The following is an 18,891-nucleotide window of genomic DNA, read 5'->3' as shown; positions in this document are numbered from 1 at the left end:
ATCAGGCCATTTGAGTACGGACGAATTCAAGGATCTCACGGGCATATTCGATTGCCTGCGAACTTTGGAGAGTACCATAATGTTCAAACGGGGCGCCGCTCGGATGTCCGTTCGGATAACCAGGCAGATCGCTCTCGGCTTGTTTGAACCAATCGCTGGAACGATTTGTCATGATACTGAAATTATACTTGATTAAAATATTTCTGAGCCTTGGGCAGATGAATAAAAAACAGCGGGGTTTTTACCCCGCTGAGTGAAACTGGATGAGATTTTTCAAATCACAAGTCTGCCCCGCTTCAAAACTTCAAAGGGGGTTCACTTCTCAAACGGATCGTACATTGGGTTGGTGCCCGCCCAAACGCAGGTCATGTTGTTCCACATATTGCATTCCAGACCGCGCGAACAGCGTTTGGAAACCAGGCGCGGCGGTTGATCGGGCAAAAATTCAGCCGGGTACACCAGCTCGGCTTCCAGCCGCACCTCGCAGCCGGCATGGTCGCAAAACTGCACACGAATTGTCTCCCAACGCTTATCAGCCATCACACACCTCCGATAATCCTTTTATTTAGCATAGCGCAAAACAGGTCATTTGAACAGGATGATTTTTACCCATTCGGTTGGATTTTCATCCTTCTTTTACCGCCGCACCAGCTGATACACACTGCCGGAACGGTGGTCCAGCAAATACAACTCACCCTGCGCGTCCTCACCAAACGAACTGATGTTGGCGCCCAGTTGGAAGAGACGCTCGACCAGCCAGTTACCGCCCGAGTCTCGCAGCATTCCCCACACAAAGCCGTTACAGTAATCGCCGAACAGGTAAACCCCGTAAAACTCCGGCAACTGATTGCCGCGGTAGACATACCCGCCGGTCACCGAGCAGCCGTCATTGCGCCCGTATTCATGCACCGGATCGTACAACTGCAAACTGGCCGGGGGTGTATCGGCAAACGGATGGGTAGCCTCGCGGTAGTGCCAGCCAAAATTCAACCCCGGCGGGCTGCCCGCCGGCACAAAGTTGATTTCCTCGTACTTGTTCTGCCCCACATCGGCAATGTACAGGTCGCCGGTCAGGCGGTCGAAGGTGTAGCGCCACGGGTTGCGCAGGCCGTTTGCCCAGATTTCCTGCCGTCCATTGCTGCCAGTGGCAAACGGATTATCGGCAGGGATGGCGTAAGCAGCCTGACCGCGCACATCAACGCGCAGCATCTTACCCAAGAGAGTCTGGTTGTTCTGCGCACGGCGCTGCGGGTCTCCGGCTGAACCACCGTCCCCCAGCCCAATGTAGAGAAAACCATCCGGGCCAAATTCCAGATCACCCCCGTTGTGATTGGCGTAAGGTTGCTCCACATAAAGCAGCACCTGCTCGGATTGCGGGTCGCCGCGCTGACCATCCGCCGCGCGCTGAAAGCGGGAAACCACCGTGTTGCCGTTTTTGTCGGTGTAATTCAGGTAAAAAATGCCGTTCTCGGCGTAATCCGGGTCGAGAGCAATCCCCAGCAAACCCTGTTCAGAAGAATTTGCGCCAACCCGCTCGGTCAGATCCAGAAAAGCGCGCTCCTGCAGCTGCCCGTCCGCAATCACGCGGATCAAGCCGGGCTGTTCCAGCACCAGTAATCGGCCGCTGCCATCATTTGGATCGGCTAAATCGGTCGGGCGGCGCAAACCGCCGGCGATCAACTTCCAATCAAAGGCCGCGGCAGGCGGAAAAGCCGTAACGCTGACCAAAGCAGCGGTTGCGGTTGAGGAAGGGACTGCCGTATCCTCGACTGCTGGAGTTTCTTCCGGAGCTGGTGAAGAGGCCGCTTCGGGTGGAATGCTCGGCTGTAGCGGTGGAGAAGTGGGCATTAATGTAGCGGGTGGGGTGATCTGCGGGCCTGGGCTGCAGGCCGCTGCGATTAAACTGAACAGCGTTACGGCCAGACTCAGCCGTAACACCAGCAGGGAACGAACCTTCATCGCTTCTCTTTCTCCTCTTTGTGTCCGTTTTCGTGAATGTTTACATCCTTAATCTCGTAATACTCACCTTCGATGATGTCCTCCTCGATGGCTTTGCGGTCTGTCGGAGAGGAAGACCGCCGTTGTGCTTCCGCCCGCAGTTGCTGCAGGTGTTCTTCAACCACCTCCGGCGGACACAGCTCAACAAACAGACTGAAGGCAATCCCCAGCACCGCCGCATCATCCAGCGGCCCGATCACCAGATCCGGCAGAAAAAAGTAGATGAAGGAAGCAAAGGGGATCAGCTTGACAAAGATGTTGACGCGCGGATCAGCCAGTAAACGCAGCACCAGTTTGATGCGCAGCGCAATTTCGCCAAAAAAGCCGGGCGAGTAACGGCCTGACGGGGACGAGGTTTTTCGAGCCATGGGCCACCTCCATTTACCATTATAGCCGGAACATGCGCCGTCTTCGCCAGTTGATATAAGGTGCAGCCAATTTTCTAATCCAGTACTTAAGCACAATCATCGAAAACGGCGAACCGCCATCGCGGTAATGCACCCGCAGCATCTCCGGCCAGCAGCGATCATCGGCAGCAATGGTTTTGGCATCCGAATGCAGGCGGAAGTTAGCCCACACGCGCGGGAGGTAGACAATTGGCGCTTCACGCGCCAGCCGCACCCATAAATCGTAATCCATGGCAAAGTAGAAACTGTCATCCAGCGGACCGACCTTCCGCCACAGGTCAGCTCGAAAGAATGCCGACTGCTGCGGGATATGAACGTATCCCTGCCGCAAGCGGCGGTAATCGGTTTGCGCCGCCGGAAACCGCCCAATCACCCGTCCGTGTTCATCAATGTAATTGGCATCTCCATAAACCAGCCCCACCTGTGGATTTTGCCGCAAAAATTCCACCGCCTCGCGGATTGCGCCGGGCTGGTAGGTATCGTCAGAGTTCAGCCACGCCAGCACCTCGCCGCGCGCCCGCGCAAAGCCCTTGTTGATCGCATCGGTCTGACCGCGGTCTTTTTCCGAAACCCACCACGCCAGCCGGTCGGCGTACTTTTCGATGATCTCGCGGCTGCCATCCGTCGAGCCGCCATCCACCACAATATACTCGATGTGGGGATAATCCTGCTCCAACACTGAACGCATCGTTTCTTCCAGATAACGCGCTTGATTGTAGGAAGGGGTAATAATCGAAACTAACATCTTGCCTCTCTATCGTTCCGCAAGGATCTGCTCCACCTGATAATAGTCCGCTGCGCAGCCGTTGACCCAATGCTCAGGCTGGGGAGTCAGGTCTTCCAGCGTGCTGACGACATCCACTTCGCGAACGCGAATGATCTGAAAACCCGCTGCCCGCTGGGAAAAAATCTCAGCCTGACGAGCATCCCAGCGAGCGGCCTTGACCGCCAGCACCTGGGCCTCGCTCAACGGCAGTTGAGTTGCCCGCAGCACATAAGCCCCAACAAGCAACAGGATAATCAGCGCGCTCACGCTCAGCCACCGCTGAGCAGCAGAGGATAACCGCCCTTTCAACCAGATGCCTGAAACAGCAGCCGCCAGTCCCAACCCGCTCAACAGCGGAAAGCGCGCGGTCATCAGCGCCCGCCCGGCGGGGTATTGCAGGCCGGCATAGGCGCTGGGTGCAATCGCCGCCGCCGTCGCCAGCAGGCCGGCAGCCAGCAGCAGGCCGGCAGTGAAAACAGCCTGCGGCTGATTTTGCCGGTCGGCGGGCAGCAGCCAGCTCAGCGCCGCACACAAACCCAACCAGACCGCCAGCGGCAATGGCAGCGTACGCAGGGTATCCAGCACAAAATCCAGCGTGTAACGCAGCACAAATTGTACCAGCACGGTCAGCGTGGGCGGCGGCGGAAGAAGCGCCTGCCGCCAGGCATTGGCAGGTGAAAGCGCCATGATCAGCATAGCCAGCAGAGAAGCCCCCAGCCCTCCGATCAACGCCACCGACCAGCCGCGTTTCTCCGAACCACCGCGCAGCAGCAGCCAGCCAGCTGCCAGCAGGTAAAGAGTGGTCTGCAGAGCAGCCGCCGTTTCTGACAATCCGGCTGAAAACAAGGCCAGCAGCCCATTTGCAACGGTGACCAGCACCAGCCTGCCCCCCGACAGACCTGCCGGAGCATTCAGCAGAATTCCAGCCTGAAGCAGCAGCAGCACCAGCGGCAGAGAATAATGCAGCAGCCCCATCCGCCAGTAAAGGGTTTGCAGCCGGTCAGGTGAGGTATACACGGCCACAAAAACCCAGCCAGCCGCCGCCGTCCATAACCACAGCCGGCTGACCCGCCAGCCCGCCAGACGAACGGCGCCTTTCAAAGCATAATAAGCCGCCCAAACCCACCCAGCCAGCAGCAAAGCCGGCAACACGGAAACCGCTTTCTGCCCGAAGAATTCACTCAGCCCTACGGCAAGAAAAGCCGCAAAGCGATTGCCGCCGTTTTGATACCAGTATTGCACACCCCGAATTAAATCATCCCGCTGAACAACCGCAGCGTAACAGTAGTCATCCGCCCAGTAACGGCTGAAAGTACCGGCGTAAGCCGTCGCCCCCAGGCCAGAAAGGAGCGCCAGTAAAACCAAAACCGCAACGATCCGCCCGGAAACCGATTTCATGGCAATTCTTTCCGCTGCCGTAAATCATACACCCGAAAACCCTGCCCCTCCATCATCAGCGGATAGTGGTTTTCCAGTTCTGCCTGCAGCTGCGGCTGGCGCGCCAGTTCCTCAAAATCGGTCACCAGAAAATAATCCCGTCCGCTGGTTTGATTTTGAAAATACTCTTCAAAATCAATGCTTTGTCCGGCTGCCTGACGCAGGGCAAAATCTCCCACTCCAAACCAGTGAGTCGTGTTCAGCCAGCCCCAATAGACCAGCGGTAAACTGTAATCCGGCGCGAGGCTGACCAGCGAGTCCTGCGGCGAAAAGCGGGCGGCAAGGGTTTGAATCTGCTCCACAACCGGTCGAAAATCCTGCCGCTTGAGCAGGGTGCGCGCCGACCAGCCCTCTGCCAGAAAGACGAGCGCGATGAGCAAAACACCCAGACCTCGCCGCCAGCCCGCGGGTAGCTGCAACCGACCCAGTAAAACCGACAGGGCATTTCCCGCGCCGAGCGCCGCCAGCGGAATCAACGGCAGGTGATAATAATCATGCGTACTGACGTAATACGAAAAAATCAAAGCATACACCCCGTAACCGGCTGCCCAACCCAGCAATAGCCCGCGCGCCCGTCCAACGGGCAGGCAAAAGATGCCCAATATCATCAACACCAGCCACGCCAGGCTGACCACATCATTCAATCGCAGCCACCAGCGCAGATAAAAAACGGCATCCAGCCACATCTGCGGGAAAAAGCGCAGGCTCAACTGACCTTGCAGGCTGTTCAACACCAGCGCAGAATAAAGCGCGTACAGCAGCCCCGGCAGCACCGCCAGTCCACCGATGACCCACACCTGACGATTGCGCCACAACCGGCGCAGGCTGCCATCGGTCAGCAGTAAACCCAGCCATCCGCCAGCGATAAAAAAGACCGCAGTCCATTTGACCAGCAGGGCTGCACCCGCCAGCAAACCGGCGGTAACGGATCTGCCCCACCCGGGTCGCGTGTGCCACCCGGCAGCTCCCCACAAAGACCAGATGATCGCCGCGGTCATCAAAGGGTCGGGCTGAAAGGAACGCGAAGCCAGAATCGCATATTGCCAGCCCAGATACAACGCCACTCCCCACACAGCGGCATCCTCCCCCATCAAGCGGCGGGCCAGCAGCCACAAACCCACGCCGCCCGCCAGCCAGAAGAAGATGGAAAAAAGCCGCCCAATCCACAGCGCTTCCCCGCCAATCAGCTGGTAGGCGGAGGCGGTTAAGGCTTCCATGATCGGCGGTTCGATCACATCCTGCGCCCGCCACTGACGGACGGCAAATTCGCGCTGCCATTCGGGAATGCCCGCCAGATTCTGAAAATACATGCCGCGCGCGATGATCAACGAACGCACCTGGCGGGTGGGGTGAAAATCCAGCGGTGGGTCCGTCAAATCATACAACCGAAAAGCCGCCCCGCCTGCTAGCAGCCACACCAGCAGCAAACCCGCCAGCCAGCGCGGATGGGTGAACAGGCTGCCCTTTTCGGCCGGGGAAAGCGGCCCTTCCATCCCCAACCTCAACGCTCCTGCCGCTGAAATCGCCGGCTGCGCCGCTTCAAGTAGGCCTGCCGCAAGCCTTCCAATCCCAGCGGGCTGACCAGCGCATACAACACGCGCCGCCAGTCCCGCAGGACGGTGGGTGGATGGTAGCGAAAAGCTTGCGCATACGCCGTTAAAGCCGCCCGAGGTTGACCGGCATCCAGCAGGTAAAAGGCGTCCAGCCGGTGGGCACCCGCCCACATCCGCCGCCGTACGGCCGGCAGGTAAGGCTTAAACAGCGGACTGCTTTCCATCCAGGCGGCCAGGCGCAGGGCTTCGCTGCCAAAACCGGCTGCCTGAGCAACATTTTTTGCCGAAGCGTGAAAGCGGGCCGCTGCCCAGCGCGCACCCTGCACATAGCGAATTGGAGCCATCACCGCCATGCGCAGCCACAGGTGATGATCCAGCAGGTAATGATAATTCGGGTCAAGGTAACCGGCCTGCTCCAGCACACTGCGGCGCATGAACACCCCCGGCTGGCTGATGATGCGAAATGCCATTAAATCGGCCAGCCCCCAATCGCCAAAACGCATGACGTTGAAACGATTCCCTTCCCCATCCACCGATTCAACATCGCTGAAAACCAGTCCGGCCTGCGGAAAAAGGCGGAAAGCCTCCACAGCCTGCCCGATTGCCGCCGGCAGGTAATAATCATCCGAATTAAGCCATGCCACAATCTCCCCTTGTGCGCGGCGCAGGCCCTTGTTGATGCCATCGGCCTGACCGGCATCCTTTTCCGAAACCCACCACGCCAGCTGCCCGGCATATTTTTCGATAATCTCACGGCTGCCGTCCGTCGAGCCGCCATCCACCACCAGATATTCAATGTGCGGGTAGGTTTGCTCCAGCACCGAACGAATGGCCTGCTCCAGAAAAGCAGCCTGATTGAAAGAAGGGGTAACAATCGAAACGAGGGGGGCGCTCATTCAAAAAGCGATTCGTATTCCACTTTGGGAAAAACAGTCAGCTTTCCACCGATGGTGGCATCCAGCACTCGCCGACCGGCGGATTCGTAAGCAGCGCGCGCCATGCGGTAAGCGCGTTCGGAGGTTTCCAGATCCGGCAGCTGCCAGCGGAAGCCCTTGCCAAAATAGCCTGGGTGAAAATGATTGGGGTCATCTCCCTGCGAAACGACGGTGGTATTGGGCTTACCCTGCGTGGTAAAGTTGTGATCCACCCCGATTAAAATCACCGTTTCAAAGCCAAGGTAGAATGCCACCTGCAGCGCCACATAGGTAACGGTGGCTCCTTCCCACACCCGGCCGGTCAGGTCGCGGGCAAATTTCGGGCCGGTGTAGGTGGTGTAGAGAAAGTAGAGGTTCTCATCCGGCTGCAGCCAGCGGCGCGCCCGCCACGAAACAAAGCGCGGCATCTTCAGCGCTTGAATCTCTTCCGCACACTGCTCAATGACCAGATCATTAATCGAAAGGTAATAACTGGTCTCAAATCCCATCTGCGCAAAAGCCAGATAAATGCGGTTAAGCCCGATGGTGAATTCATTTTTCAGGCGGGTCAGGTCGGTTTTTGCCAGACTTGGGCCATTGCCCAAAATGAAGCAGCGTTTGCCGCGCTGGCTGTCTTTGAGCGCCGGCAGGCGGCGGATGGTTTCCCGCCGCCATGGATGACCATAGGCCTGCGGCAGGTCGCCCAGCCGTGCCGTGCCGTCGCGCGCCTCGCGCAGCAGGTTAACCGCCCCCGGCGGCAATATTTTTTTGAGCGTTTCGCGCCATCCGCTCATTCGGTGCTTAACCTCGCCGTGGCGCCGCCGTCCACAATTAACGCCTGACCGGTCATAAACGACGACTGGGTATCATCGGCCAAAAAGTAAATGGCGTGGGCAATTTCTTCGGGCTTGCCGATGCGCCCGTTGACCGTCTTGCGCGCCAGATTTTCCAGGCGGTCGTAAATCGTCTCGCCGCCGACATGCCCGCGGTTCAAACCGGCGCGCAGCATCGGGGTATCCACCGCGCCCGGTAAAATGGCGTTGACACGGATGTTATCCGGGGCAAACTCAATTGCCATGGCGCGCGTCAGCGCCAGCAGACCGCCCTTGCTGGCTGCGTAGGCGGCAATGTTGGCGGAAGTGGCTACCGCATGGACAGAGGAAACATTGACGATTGCCCCGCCGCCGGCCGCTTTGAGCAGTGGATAGGCCAGTTTAGCGCCCAGAAAAACCGAGCGCAGGTTCGAAGCCATGACCGCGTCCCATTCTTCGGCAGTGGTTTCAATCAGCGGTTTGGCAATTTGCAGGGCAGCGTTGTGAATGACGGCATTCAACTGACCGGTGTAGGCGCGGGTTTTTTCGTAGATGCCTTCCAGTTGAGCCGGCTCAGAAATATCGGCCTGGATGAACAACCCGTTCGACGGAAAACCCTCGCCGAACGCCTGCCGGTCCACACCAATCACCCGCCAGCCGCACCCGGCGAACAGGCCGACCGTGGCGCGCCCAATTCCACCGGCTGCGCCGGTAATCAATACAATTCGGTTTTCAATCTTCTCGGACATATTCTAATTGTACCCAATCTATCCTGGTGGAGTCCTTGCGAAAATAAACCGGATGTTTGTTGAGGAGAGCCACCGTGTAATCCTCTTTGAGATATTTTTCTGCAATATCGCGGGTGCTGTGATGAATATCCACTACCACATCCGGTTTCAGTGTGGCAATCGAATATTGATAATTGAACTTGATATGCCCGGGGCGCAATTCTCGCCAGTCCGCGTCCGGCGGTACCTGAATGCCGCCGCGGGCAATCACCGGGTCGCTCTTCCCAAGCATATCAATGCAGGTGCGGTGGGAGAAGTAACAGATATTGCCCGCCGCAATCACGGCAACTTTGGCCGAAGGCTGTGTAATCTGACGGATGATCAACCCATCGCGGGTATACCGCTCATTGCCCGGCACATAAATCGAACGGTCCAACAGCAGGAAGAAGCGCAATTCGCCTTCTCTGGCTTTGAGCAGGCTGGAAACAATCCCATAATTGCCGGGCATGCGGTTCCACAGCAGCATACTGAACGCAATGAACAGCCCCAAACCAACCGGCATCAGGCGGGTTAACCAGCCTGATGCAGCCGGAATGCGTTTTTGCAGAAAGGAACGGATTCGATCGTACCATTCCCACACCGCCAGGGAAAACAGCACAAAGAAAGCCGGCATGCCCAGCGCCACAAAGCGGTTGGCGCCGCCGCGGTGTTCCCAGGCATCCCCGCCAACATAAATACTGTAAGCCACCTGTGCCAGAAAGACCAGCGCCACCAGCAATACTTTGCGATCTCGTCGGAACAGAAAAAGCGTAAACGGCAAAACCAGCAGTGGGGTGTACATGCCGCGTACAAAATTCCAGGTAACCTGCAACCCACGCCGGCCCCGCGCCCACAACGGCAATCCTTCCACTTTGAGGATATAGGTATTTGGTACCCACTCGCCGTAATACAGTTTGCGCGCTACGGTCTGCCCGCCCACAAACAGCAACAGAAACAACCCGCCCTCAATTAAGTGACGGCGGCGGTTGGCGCGGTCAAACCACACCAGCAGCCCCCACAGGGTCAGGTAAGTGACGGCCGCATCCACCCGCACCAGCGTGGCCAGCCCCATCAACACGTACAGCCAGCGCGAAAATTGCCCGCTCTCCAGCGTTCGCAGGGTGAGATACATAGAAAGGTTAACCATCCACAGCAACAGGCTGACCTCCAACCCCAGCAGTGACCAGTTGCTCAGCGGGTAGTAGAAAGCCGTCAACAGCACCGCCAGCAGCACCACCCGCGATTGTCCCCCGCTCACCTGAGCCGCAACGCGCCGCAGCACCAGCAGGCTGGCAACGAAAAACACCCCGCCGCTGATCTGAATGGCCAGACTCGTCCAGTTTTCCGGGATTGGCAGCAGGTGAAACAGCGCCATAAAAATCACCCACAGCGGATTGCTGAAACCCTCCACCCGTTCACCGCCCGGGTTCCACACCAGCCCATAGCCCTGTGCCAGATTGCGCGCATAGGTCATCGAAATCATCATGTCATCGAACAGCGCTGAATACGGAACGCCATCAATCCAAAAGATGGTCTTGACGATAAACACAGCAGCATACAGCACATAGGCCGTCAAAATCAAAATAAGCAGATTGCGCTCCAGTTTTTGACTCATGCTCAAGTTCTCACCCCTGATTCTCGCTCAGCCGTTTTTTCCATTCATCCAATCCGCTCACATCCATACCCAATCCATCCAGCAAATTTCGGATGGTGTTCCAGTGAACCCGCTCCCACGCCGCCGGACTGGCATTGGAATTATGCGCCGCCAGCATGACATTATCCATCTTCAACAGCGGAGAATCCAGCGGCAGCGGCTCCACCTCAAACACATCCAGGGCTGCCCCTGCCAGCCGTCCCTCTTGCAGGGCAGCAATCAAGGCAGATTCATCCACCACCGGCCCGCGCGCCGTGTTAATCAGCACCGCGCCGGGTTTGACCCATCTCAGTGATTCGCTGTTGATCAAATGGTAACTGGTCGGGTTCAAATCACAGTTCAGGCTGATGAAATCGGAGCGTGCCAGTAAATCTCGCAGCGTGGTCATCTCCACCCCGTTTTCCAGCACAAAATCCGGAGCAATCGGCACAATATCGTTGCCCAGCAGGCGCATCCCAAATGCCCGCGCGCGGCGCAGCACGGCCTTGCCCACATTGCCAACCCCCACCACCCCCAGCGTGCATTCGCTGAGCGAACGTCCCGGCAATTTTTGCCACTGTCCGGCTTTCATGGCGCGGTCCATCCACGGCAATTGCCGGGCAAACGCCAGAATGTAACCCAACACACTATCCGAAACCGGCAGCGTAAACGCATTCGGCGTATTCCGCACCTGAATCCCCAGCCGGGCGGCTGCCTGTCGGTCAATCGAGTCAATCCCCGTTCCCCATTTGGAAATCACCTTCAGGCGGGGGGCACATGCTTGCAGCACCCGCTCGGTGTAACGATCATCCCCGCAGATGGTGGCATCGAACTGACCGGCGTAAGTCAGAATTTCCTCTTCCGAGAGGCGTTCATGCACCTGCGGCACAATCAGCGCCAGCCGGTAATCCTCAAAAAGCGGACGGAAGCGTTCCACCACCGGAAGCAGGTATGGTGCGGAAAGCAGTACCGTGTACATCAGCCCTCCCCCCTGCCTTCGGTCTGCAGCCGCTGGCGCATCAGTAAATCTGCCAGGATGAAATCGAATTCTTCGTCAATATCCCGCGCTTCCAGCGGGTCTATCTCGAACAGATAGGGGCGCTCGCCGATCCGGTTGCGGCGCTGAACCAGGGTTTGGCGGGTGAACAGGTAAATACAGGAATTTTCCTCATAGACGGGCGGTAAATCCTGCGTGCGCAAAAGAATGGCCGGGTTATGGTTGATGGGACGCGCCAACCCGTCCCACAGGCGGGTTTGCAGGCGGGTGACCGAAAAGAGCGAATCATACGCCGGGTAATGGCTCAGGAAGGTCTGGATCGCCTGTGAAACCGTCTGCCGGCGCAGCAGCGGATTGGTGGAATGGGTTTGCAGGTAAAAATCTGCCTCCACCCGGGCGGTATCGTGCATCAAAATCTCATTCATCGGCACCGTATCTGCCGTCAGGTGGGCGGGGCGTTCCAGCAAAATCACCTGCGGAAAATCGCGGGCAATCCCTTCCATCAGCACCGGAGAGTCGGTATCCACCACCACCCGGCTGATTTCCGGCGTTTGCAGCAAAGTGTCGAGAATGTGGTGAAAGAGCGGTTTACCCGCCAGCGGGCGGTAATTCTTGCCCGGCACCCGCACCGAATGATGGCGCATCGGCACCAGTGCGACAATTTGGGGAGTTGCGTTCATGATTTCACCTCACCGGACCATTGCAAATAAATCATTCGCCGCCTTCTTTGTATTGAATTGGCTGGACATCCCGCCGGACGGTTTGTCCATTAGGGATTTCGCTTAAATTCGGGTAGTAAAAGGTCTGCTTGAGCTGCCAGGTGAGCGGCCCGGACTGGCGATAGCCCTGATAGGTGCCCCAAAACTGCATCAGCCGAAACCGGACGATATTGGCCCATTCTCTTCCCAGCAGTCCCTCGGCAGCCGCGGCGCGCCAGTCGCTCCACACATTGCTGACCCACAGACGCACAAAGTCCGTAAAACGGAAGTGCTCCTGCGGGTAAATCTGCTTGAAAGCCATCCCCTCACGCCGGTAGCGGTTATAAATGCCGCGCCAGGTTTCCTGATGGACGTGAACAACCTCCGCCTCGGCCACATAAGCCACGCCGTACCCCTGACTTTGTGCCCAGCGTGCCCACGCCAGATCTTCCAGACCGGTCAGCAGTTCATCATAGGCGTGCTGCTCCCACAAAGCACGGCGGATAGCAGCATTGGCATTGTTGCAAAACGGGTGCGCCTGCCGCCGGGTGGATTGGTCTGGAAACCAGCGGCGAAAAACCTGATGCTCCGAATATTGGGTGGTTTCGGCACCACGCTGCTTGCCGTAGGCAACCGCGATCTGCGGGTCTTCAAACGGTTCAATCAAGCGCTCCAGCCAGTCCGGATAAACCGGATAGACATGCGCCGAAGCCATCACCACCACATCGGCCCGCGCTTGAGCAATCCCAAGGTTCAGCGAGCGCCCAAAGGTAAATTCCTGCGGACGGATATGCACCACCTCAACCGGAAAACGGGAAGCAACCGCCAGCGTGGCGTCCGTCGAACCCGAATCCACCAGAATAATCTGCACCTCGCGGACGGTCTGCTGCAAGATACCGCTCAGCAGCCTGCCGATGTGTTTTTCCTCATTATAGGCGCGAATGACGATAGAGCAGCGTGCTTCCGCCATACCTCAGTCCTCCTCCGGCAGGTAGAAGGATTGGCTTTCCAGCACACCGCGCACAATGGTGGTCAGTGTTGCTGAAGATTCGGGCAAAAAGTCCCGCCAGGTGAGATTTTCTTTGAGGATGACAAAGCCGGGGTCAACATCCTCATCTAAAAATTGAGCAAATGGCAGCGATGCGCGGTATAGCTGATAATACAGGAATCGCCGCGCATTGTGCTGAAACTCAGGCGGAGCCGTGACCCGCTCGGCATTCAAAAATTCCTCCGCCATGCGCCGGAACTCCGCCGCAGAAGCGGGTAAAAAGACCGTCGGCAGGCGGGTGTAACGCGCCTGTCCGCCGCACAGCACCGCACTGCCCAGAATGGATGCCTCCAGCCCAATCGTCGAATTATAAACCATGACGAATTTAGACCGCTGAATCAACTCGTAAGAACTCAGGTACTCACGCGGCGGGATGAAGACCACATTGGGCAGCTCGCTGACCCGATTGGCTTCCGCCCAGCGGGTGACACTTTGACGGGCCTGCTTGCCGGGTCGGTCTTCGTCCGGGTGAGCGCGCAGTACAAACAGTGTTTCCGGGTGAGCGCGAATGATGCCCAGCACTTCCTCCAGCCACGCAAACATGTCCGTAAAAATCACATTGGCATGCATCTGGCTGGTATCGAAAATCACATTGGTAAACACCGGTACGACCTGACGGAAATTGGCTGCCTTTGCCAGCAAACCCTCATCCAGATGACGCATATCCTGCCAGAAGCGGATGCCCGCCATGCTGAACTGCCCCTGAAAACGCTTTTCAAGGTAACCATTCAGACGGGCTTCCTGCATTGGACTGAGTTCAAAATCGGCTGGTACATCAATCGGGTAAGCCGTGGCATGTCCGTGTGAGAAAAACGCGCTGAAGGGCTGCAAGCCCACTTCGTGGGTGACCACCGGCAGTCCGCGCTGGAGCGCCACCTGACGCGCAACCGCCTCCGGAAAGGATACGCCGTTGAACACCACCACCCCGCGCGGCTGCACCTCATCCAGCAACCGGTTGAATTCCTGCGCTACCCGCGCCGCCGATAAAATGAATTGACGCAGCAAAAAACGCGTCTGCGCATCATCGTCCAGATCATGACGGCGCAGCGCCCAGCGCAGCGAGGGCAGCACCAGACTGCCCAGCGCCAGTCCTTTCCATTCAAAAACCATTAATTCAGCCAGCGAGAGCCCCGCCGTCTCCCGTTCAATTTCTCCGTCCGGCTGATAGTCAAACCAGCGCACCTGTGCAGAAGAGTAAAGCTGCTGCGATTGGCGGATACACGCCGCACACGGCGGCGGCTGATCGGCCGCCGTCAGGGCGCTGCCCAGCTGGCAACGTGTCATGCCGGCGCGGCAGACAAAATGCACCGCCGGCACACCTGCCATCCGCAGCGCCCAACCGCTCAGCAGTGTAAACGCCGCATTCAGGCTCATCCCGGCCAGCCGGCTGGAAACATTGAACAGCACCACCGGGCGAGAATCCACCGGCGGGGCGTGTTGTCCAATCTCGGCTGAAAGGCGGGCAATCGTGCGGCTGTTGCGGGTACGCAGCCAGCGCCGTTGCACGCCCTTACGGATGCGCTGAGCGGTCCACTTCATCGGGATTAGTTGAACACCCTTCGCAGTTTTTTCAGGGACGGCAGCTCGCTGTCGTACACCCGTTTGACGCCGTCACCCAGTGAAAGTTCCGTCACGCGGATGTACTTGACCAGCCGTTCAAAACCACCCGGTTCCACCGAGGCAGCCTGATCCGAACCCCACATGGCGCGGTCAAGCGTGATGTGCCGTTCGACCAGACACGCTCCCAAAGCAACCGCCACAACCGAGGGAATCAATCCGACCTCGTGCCCGGAATAGCCAATCGGGCAGGGATAGGTTTCTTTGAGGGTCTGCACCATGCGCAGGTTGAGTTCCTCCGGCGGGCAGGGATAGGCGCTGGTGGTGTGGCAGATGACCAGATTGTCCATATCCAGCAGCTCCACGGCAGCCTTGATTTGGTCAATGGTGGACATGCCGGTCGAAAGGATGATCGGCCGCCCGGTAGCGCGCAGTTTACGCAGCAAGCCGTGATCGGTCAGCGCTGCGGAAGGAACTTTGTACGCCACCGGATCAAACGCCTCAATAAAATCCACCGACGGCTCATCCCACACCGAAACAAACCAGGTGATTCCGATTTCCTTAGCATAGCGGTCCACCTCGCGGTACTCCGTTTCGCCAAACTCAATTTTATGGCGGTATTCGAGGTAGGTAATATAGCCCCACGGCGTTTCGCGCATCACATTGCGCTGATCGGGCGGGGTACACAGTTCGGGGGTGCGCTTTTGAAACTTAACCGCATCCACCCCGGCGTGTTTGGCGGCATCCATCAATTGCCTGGCAATTTCGATATCCCCATTATGGTTGATGCCGATTTCTGCCACCACATAGGTCGGGTGACCATCCCCCACCCAACGATCGCCAATTTTTACTGCTTTTGCCATCGGATCACTCCTTTTTAATCAATTTTTTGGTTCAATTGTTTTCGAGCCGTTGCAGCAACAGGTCGCACAATTCGCGCACAGCACCGTGCCCGCCCGGACGGGTCAGAATTAAATCTGCCTGCCGCAGCACTTCCGGCTGAGCATCCGCCACTGCCACCGCGCAGCCCACCACATCAAAACAGGGCAGATCATTGACATCATTGCCAACGAAAAGCACCTCACGGGCATCCAGATGGTGTTCACGCAGGTATTCCGTCAGACGCGCAGCTTTATCCGTGATGCCCTGCAAAACCGGCACTCCCATTTTACGGCCGCGGGCAGCCACTGCCCCATCGGTTTCGGTTGAAAGCACCAGCGTTTGAACGCCAGCCCTGTGCAATGCCTGAATGCCAAGGCTGTCGGAGCGATAGGCGGCTATAAACTCATGCCCCTCAGAGTCAACCCACACCCGGTTATCGGTCAAGACCCCGTCAAAATCGAACACCACCAGCGTCACCTTCTCCGGCAGCGGGCGGCGCACCCGTCCGGGATGCACCATCTCCAGCCCGCCATGCCAAACCAGCCACTCAGCCCGCGCCCAATCGGCAAGCGAGTCAATATCCACCGTGTAGCGCGGGTCAATCATCACCGGCAGAATCACCTCACCGCTCATCGAATTCTTTTCCAGAATCGTTACCGGGCGGATTGCGTCAATGTGGCCGGTTTGCCAGTAAACCGGCGGCAGCAACTGACGGGGAGCATTGTACGGTTCCGGCACACCCGGCACATCCAGCAGGTTTTTCATCTGTCCGGTTTGCAAGTCAATTCGCCACATCTTATGAGGATTCTGGCCAGCCGGCACCACGCCACGCACCGAATCGGCTTCGGGGTGTTCCAGCAGAATGTGCACCGCTTCGTCCACCAGCCCAACCGGGCGGATGGGAGAAGTGGGTCGCAATTGCACCACCACATCCGGGGCGTAGGCTTCGTTGGCGGTCAGCCATGCCAGCGCATGTTGAAAGACCGGCAGATCGAGTGTCGAGTCCTGCGCCAGTTCAGCAGGACGCAGGAAGGGCACCTCGGCCCCGTAGGCCCGCGCCACTTCGGCGATTTCCGCATCGTCGGTGGAAACAATCACGCGGGTGACCCGCCGCGACTGCAAAGCCGCCGCAATGCTATACGCAATCAACGGGTGACCGGCAAAATTACGGATGTTCTTGCGCGGTATGCCCTTCGAGCCGCCGCGCGCCGGGATAATTGCCAGTACTTCGGTGCCGTTCACCATGCTGTCCAGCCTCCATCCACCACCAGATTAGCACCCGTCATGTAACTGGAAGCATCGGATGCCAGAAAGAGCAGCGCACCGTTCATCTCATCCTGTTCAGCCATGCGCCCCATCACCGTACGGTAACTGTAATTTTCGACAAAAATTGGATCATGTTGATTATAAACCCCACCGGGGGTCAGCGCATTGACGCGGATGTTGCGCCCGGCGTAATACGTCGCCAGATAGCGGGTCAGTCCCAGCACCCCGGCCTTGGTCACCGAATAAAACACCGGCTTGTACTGCGGCGGCTGCCCCGGGCGCTGATAAATGCGCTGATCCGGGCCAACCAGGCCGTAGGTGGAGCAGATATTGATGATTACACCATGATTCTGCGCCAGCATCGGCTTGACGGCTGCCTGCGCACACAGAAACATACCGGTCAGGTTGACATCCAATGCCTGCCGCCACGCCTCCAGCGGGTAAGTTTCAAAGGCGTTACCCTGCTGCCCGGCAGCGTGTTCGGCGTCGAATTTCGGGTCCATGGCCGCACTGCACACCAGCACGTCCAGCCGTCCAAATTGATTGACCGCCGCCGCAACCATATCCTCCACCGAAATCGGATCGGTAACATCCACGCCCGTGCCAATCGCCTGATAACCATCTTTCTGGAGGTTATCTGCCAGCGTAATCGCCGTCATGCGATTCAGGTCAGCCACTACCACCGCAGCACCGGCCTGGGCCAGCGTGCGGCAGAACTGCCGCCCCAGTAAACCGGCTCCGCCGGTGACCACCGCAACCTGTCCATCCATGCGAAACTTATCGAAAATATGGCTCATCTCACCTCGCTCACGGAATTTGATAGCGTTTCTTCATCATCACCCACTGCTCCGCCGTACAGGATGGCGAGGGCAGCGGCATGTCGTCCGGGCAGGAATGCACGGCAAAGTACGGCCCGCAGGCGTCCGTACAGGTTGCCACAATGCAGGGATTGCCGTCCGGGTCAATGCGGCATTCGGTCTCGCAGGAAACCTGTTTACCGCGCTCTTCGCAGGCGGTATGCAGATAACCCACCGGGGTCGGCGGAACGACAAAAGCCAGCGGGATGATCAAATTGCTGCGATAGACTTCTGCGCCGCTTTCCGGGTTGAAAAACACCAGTTTCATGGGTTGATCAATCAACGGTTTGGCCAACCCCTGACAGAACAGACGCTCCGGGTAACGCTCATCCACTCCACAGCGGTATTCCTTATTATCCAATTTCAGGTTCAGCGGTTGTTTGATTCCCGGCAGGTTAAACTGAATCATCCAGCCAAAAGCGTTGCTTTCAATGGTCACCACTCGCAGGGCAGAAAAGTCGGCCAACGGTACGGCGGTGGGAGTTGGGCCAGGCAACATCATTGCGGTGGGGGTCAGAATTGCAGATGGCAACGCCGGCTCGTTCGGGGTTGACAATTGCACCGGACTGGCGGTAAACGTCACCAGCGGCACTGCCGTGGCAGTAGACTCGGCTGATTGGAAAGTCACCTCAACCGGGCTGCTGCAAGCCGTTAACCATCCCATGAATAAAATCAAAAATACAACACCAAAACGTTTCATTCATCCTCACCCGTTCAGGGGATATTATAGCGGGCTTTCATCTCAGCCCACTGTTCCTCGGTGCAAAGCGCCGGATAGACATCCACATTCTCCGGGCAGGTGTGCACCGAAAAGTATAAACCGCACGAATCGTAACAGCTGGCAACCACACACGGCCCGCCCTCCGGCGGGATACGGCATTCCATCTCACACTTGACATCCAACCCGCGCTGCGGGCAGTTCGCATCGTAGTAACCGCGTGGGGCGGGGGTTTTCAGCAAGTTGCCGGCAATGGAGGTTGTCATCTCATACACAACTTCATCCGTACTCGGGTCACGCAGAGAGAGCCGCACTGCCTGATCAAACGGTGGTTTTGCCAGACCGTTGCAAAACAGCCGATTTGGAACGGTATCCACCATCTGACAAGGGTATTTGATGCCGTTGATGGTCAAAGTATAAACCCGTTGAAGATTGGGAATCTCGATAATCAGGCTCACCCCATTGTAACTGGCAGTTACACCGATGAAGCGCAGACTGGCAAACTCCGGCGAAGGGGTAGGGGTTTCAGTCGGCGGCGGCGTTGGAGTGGGGGTAAATGTTGAGGTTGGGGTGGGCGGCAG

Annotated in this window: 19 protein-coding genes and 1 pseudogene; all 20 read right to left on the bottom strand. The window is 57.8% G+C overall.

Going from position 1 to position 18,891, the window contains the following annotated elements:
* Position 1: 1 nt before the first annotated feature.
* Complete coding sequence (locus ACWIZX_RS11540; RefSeq protein ID WP_448335876.1) at positions 2-172, bottom strand: hypothetical protein; 171 nt, start codon at positions 170-172, stop codon at positions 2-4.
* Positions 173-315: 143 nt separating this feature from the next.
* Positions 316-540, bottom strand: a complete 225-nt coding sequence (locus tag ACWIZX_RS11535) for a hypothetical protein (RefSeq protein ID WP_322794397.1) — start codon at positions 538-540, stop codon at positions 316-318.
* Between the two features lie 96 nt (positions 541-636).
* The gene (locus tag ACWIZX_RS11530; RefSeq protein WP_448335875.1) at positions 637-1,959 is read right to left on the bottom strand and encodes a PQQ-dependent sugar dehydrogenase; all 1,323 of its coding nucleotides are present in this window, start codon (positions 1,957-1,959) and stop codon (positions 637-639) included.
* Positions 1,956-2,366 carry a YkvA family protein gene (locus ACWIZX_RS11525; RefSeq protein ID WP_322794399.1) on the bottom strand — a complete coding sequence of 137 codons (411 nt, stop codon included), beginning with the start codon at positions 2,364-2,366 and terminating at the stop codon, positions 1,956-1,958. Before ACWIZX_RS11525 ends, ACWIZX_RS11530 begins: the two co-directional genes overlap by 4 nt.
* A 19-nt stretch (positions 2,367-2,385) precedes the next feature.
* Positions 2,386-3,150, bottom strand: coding sequence for a glycosyltransferase family 2 protein (locus ACWIZX_RS11520; protein WP_448335874.1), 765 nt, complete (start codon positions 3,148-3,150; stop codon positions 2,386-2,388).
* Positions 3,151-3,159: 9 nt separating this feature from the next.
* Positions 3,160-4,569, bottom strand: coding sequence for a DUF6056 family protein (locus ACWIZX_RS11515; protein ID WP_448335873.1), 1,410 nt, complete (start codon positions 4,567-4,569; stop codon positions 3,160-3,162).
* Complete coding sequence (locus ACWIZX_RS11510) at positions 4,566-6,101, bottom strand: ArnT family glycosyltransferase (RefSeq protein ID WP_448335872.1); 1,536 nt, start codon at positions 6,099-6,101, stop codon at positions 4,566-4,568. Before ACWIZX_RS11510 ends, ACWIZX_RS11515 begins: the two co-directional genes overlap by 4 nt.
* Positions 6,102-6,109: 8 nt before the next feature.
* The gene (locus ACWIZX_RS11505) at positions 6,110-7,057 is read right to left on the bottom strand and encodes a glycosyltransferase family 2 protein (RefSeq protein WP_448335871.1); all 948 of its coding nucleotides are present in this window, start codon (positions 7,055-7,057) and stop codon (positions 6,110-6,112) included.
* Positions 7,054-7,869: a 6-hydroxymethylpterin diphosphokinase MptE-like protein gene (locus tag ACWIZX_RS11500; protein WP_322792973.1), complete on the bottom strand. Its 816-nt coding sequence runs from the start codon at positions 7,867-7,869 to the stop codon at positions 7,054-7,056. The genes ACWIZX_RS11505 and ACWIZX_RS11500 overlap by 4 nt, the downstream gene beginning before the upstream one ends.
* Positions 7,866-8,636: an SDR family NAD(P)-dependent oxidoreductase gene (locus ACWIZX_RS11495; RefSeq protein WP_322792972.1), complete on the bottom strand. Its 771-nt coding sequence runs from the start codon at positions 8,634-8,636 to the stop codon at positions 7,866-7,868. The genes ACWIZX_RS11500 and ACWIZX_RS11495 overlap by 4 nt, the downstream gene beginning before the upstream one ends.
* Entirely contained in the window at positions 8,620-10,269 is a 1,650-nt protein-coding gene (locus tag ACWIZX_RS11490; protein WP_448335870.1) for a hypothetical protein, read from the bottom strand. The genes ACWIZX_RS11495 and ACWIZX_RS11490 overlap by 17 nt, the downstream gene beginning before the upstream one ends.
* Positions 10,270-10,279: 10 nt before the next feature.
* Positions 10,280-11,266 (bottom strand): phosphoglycerate dehydrogenase, encoded by a 987-nt coding sequence (locus tag ACWIZX_RS11485; RefSeq protein ID WP_448335869.1) that lies wholly within the window; start codon positions 11,264-11,266, stop codon positions 10,280-10,282.
* Entirely contained in the window at positions 11,266-11,964 is a 699-nt protein-coding gene (locus tag ACWIZX_RS11480; RefSeq protein WP_448335868.1) for an acylneuraminate cytidylyltransferase family protein, read from the bottom strand. Before ACWIZX_RS11480 ends, ACWIZX_RS11485 begins: the two co-directional genes overlap by 1 nt.
* Before the next feature lie 31 nt (positions 11,965-11,995).
* The gene (locus tag ACWIZX_RS11475) at positions 11,996-12,952 is read right to left on the bottom strand and encodes a glycosyltransferase (protein ID WP_448335867.1); all 957 of its coding nucleotides are present in this window, start codon (positions 12,950-12,952) and stop codon (positions 11,996-11,998) included.
* 3 nt (positions 12,953-12,955) lie between these two features.
* Complete coding sequence (locus tag ACWIZX_RS11470; RefSeq protein WP_448335866.1) at positions 12,956-14,569, bottom strand: capsular polysaccharide export protein, LipB/KpsS family; 1,614 nt, start codon at positions 14,567-14,569, stop codon at positions 12,956-12,958.
* Positions 14,570-14,574: 5 nt separating this feature from the next.
* Positions 14,575-15,450, bottom strand: coding sequence for an N-acetylneuraminate synthase family protein (locus ACWIZX_RS11465; RefSeq protein ID WP_322793900.1), 876 nt, complete (start codon positions 15,448-15,450; stop codon positions 14,575-14,577).
* 31 nt (positions 15,451-15,481) lie between these two features.
* Entirely contained in the window at positions 15,482-16,714 is a 1,233-nt protein-coding gene (locus ACWIZX_RS11460) for an acylneuraminate cytidylyltransferase (RefSeq protein ID WP_322793901.1), read from the bottom strand.
* Entirely contained in the window at positions 16,708-17,532 is an 825-nt protein-coding gene (locus ACWIZX_RS11455; RefSeq protein ID WP_322793902.1) for an SDR family oxidoreductase, read from the bottom strand. The genes ACWIZX_RS11460 and ACWIZX_RS11455 overlap by 7 nt, the downstream gene beginning before the upstream one ends.
* A 10-nt stretch (positions 17,533-17,542) precedes the next feature.
* Positions 17,543-18,292, bottom strand: coding sequence for a hypothetical protein (locus ACWIZX_RS11450; protein WP_448335865.1), 750 nt, complete (start codon positions 18,290-18,292; stop codon positions 17,543-17,545).
* A gap of 14 nt (positions 18,293-18,306) precedes the next feature.
* Positions 18,307-18,891, bottom strand: a pseudogene (locus ACWIZX_RS11445) (hypothetical protein); the annotation flags it as partial.

The organism is Bellilinea sp., from assembly GCF_053501535.1.
This window is presented reverse-complemented; position numbering and strand designations above follow the sequence as displayed.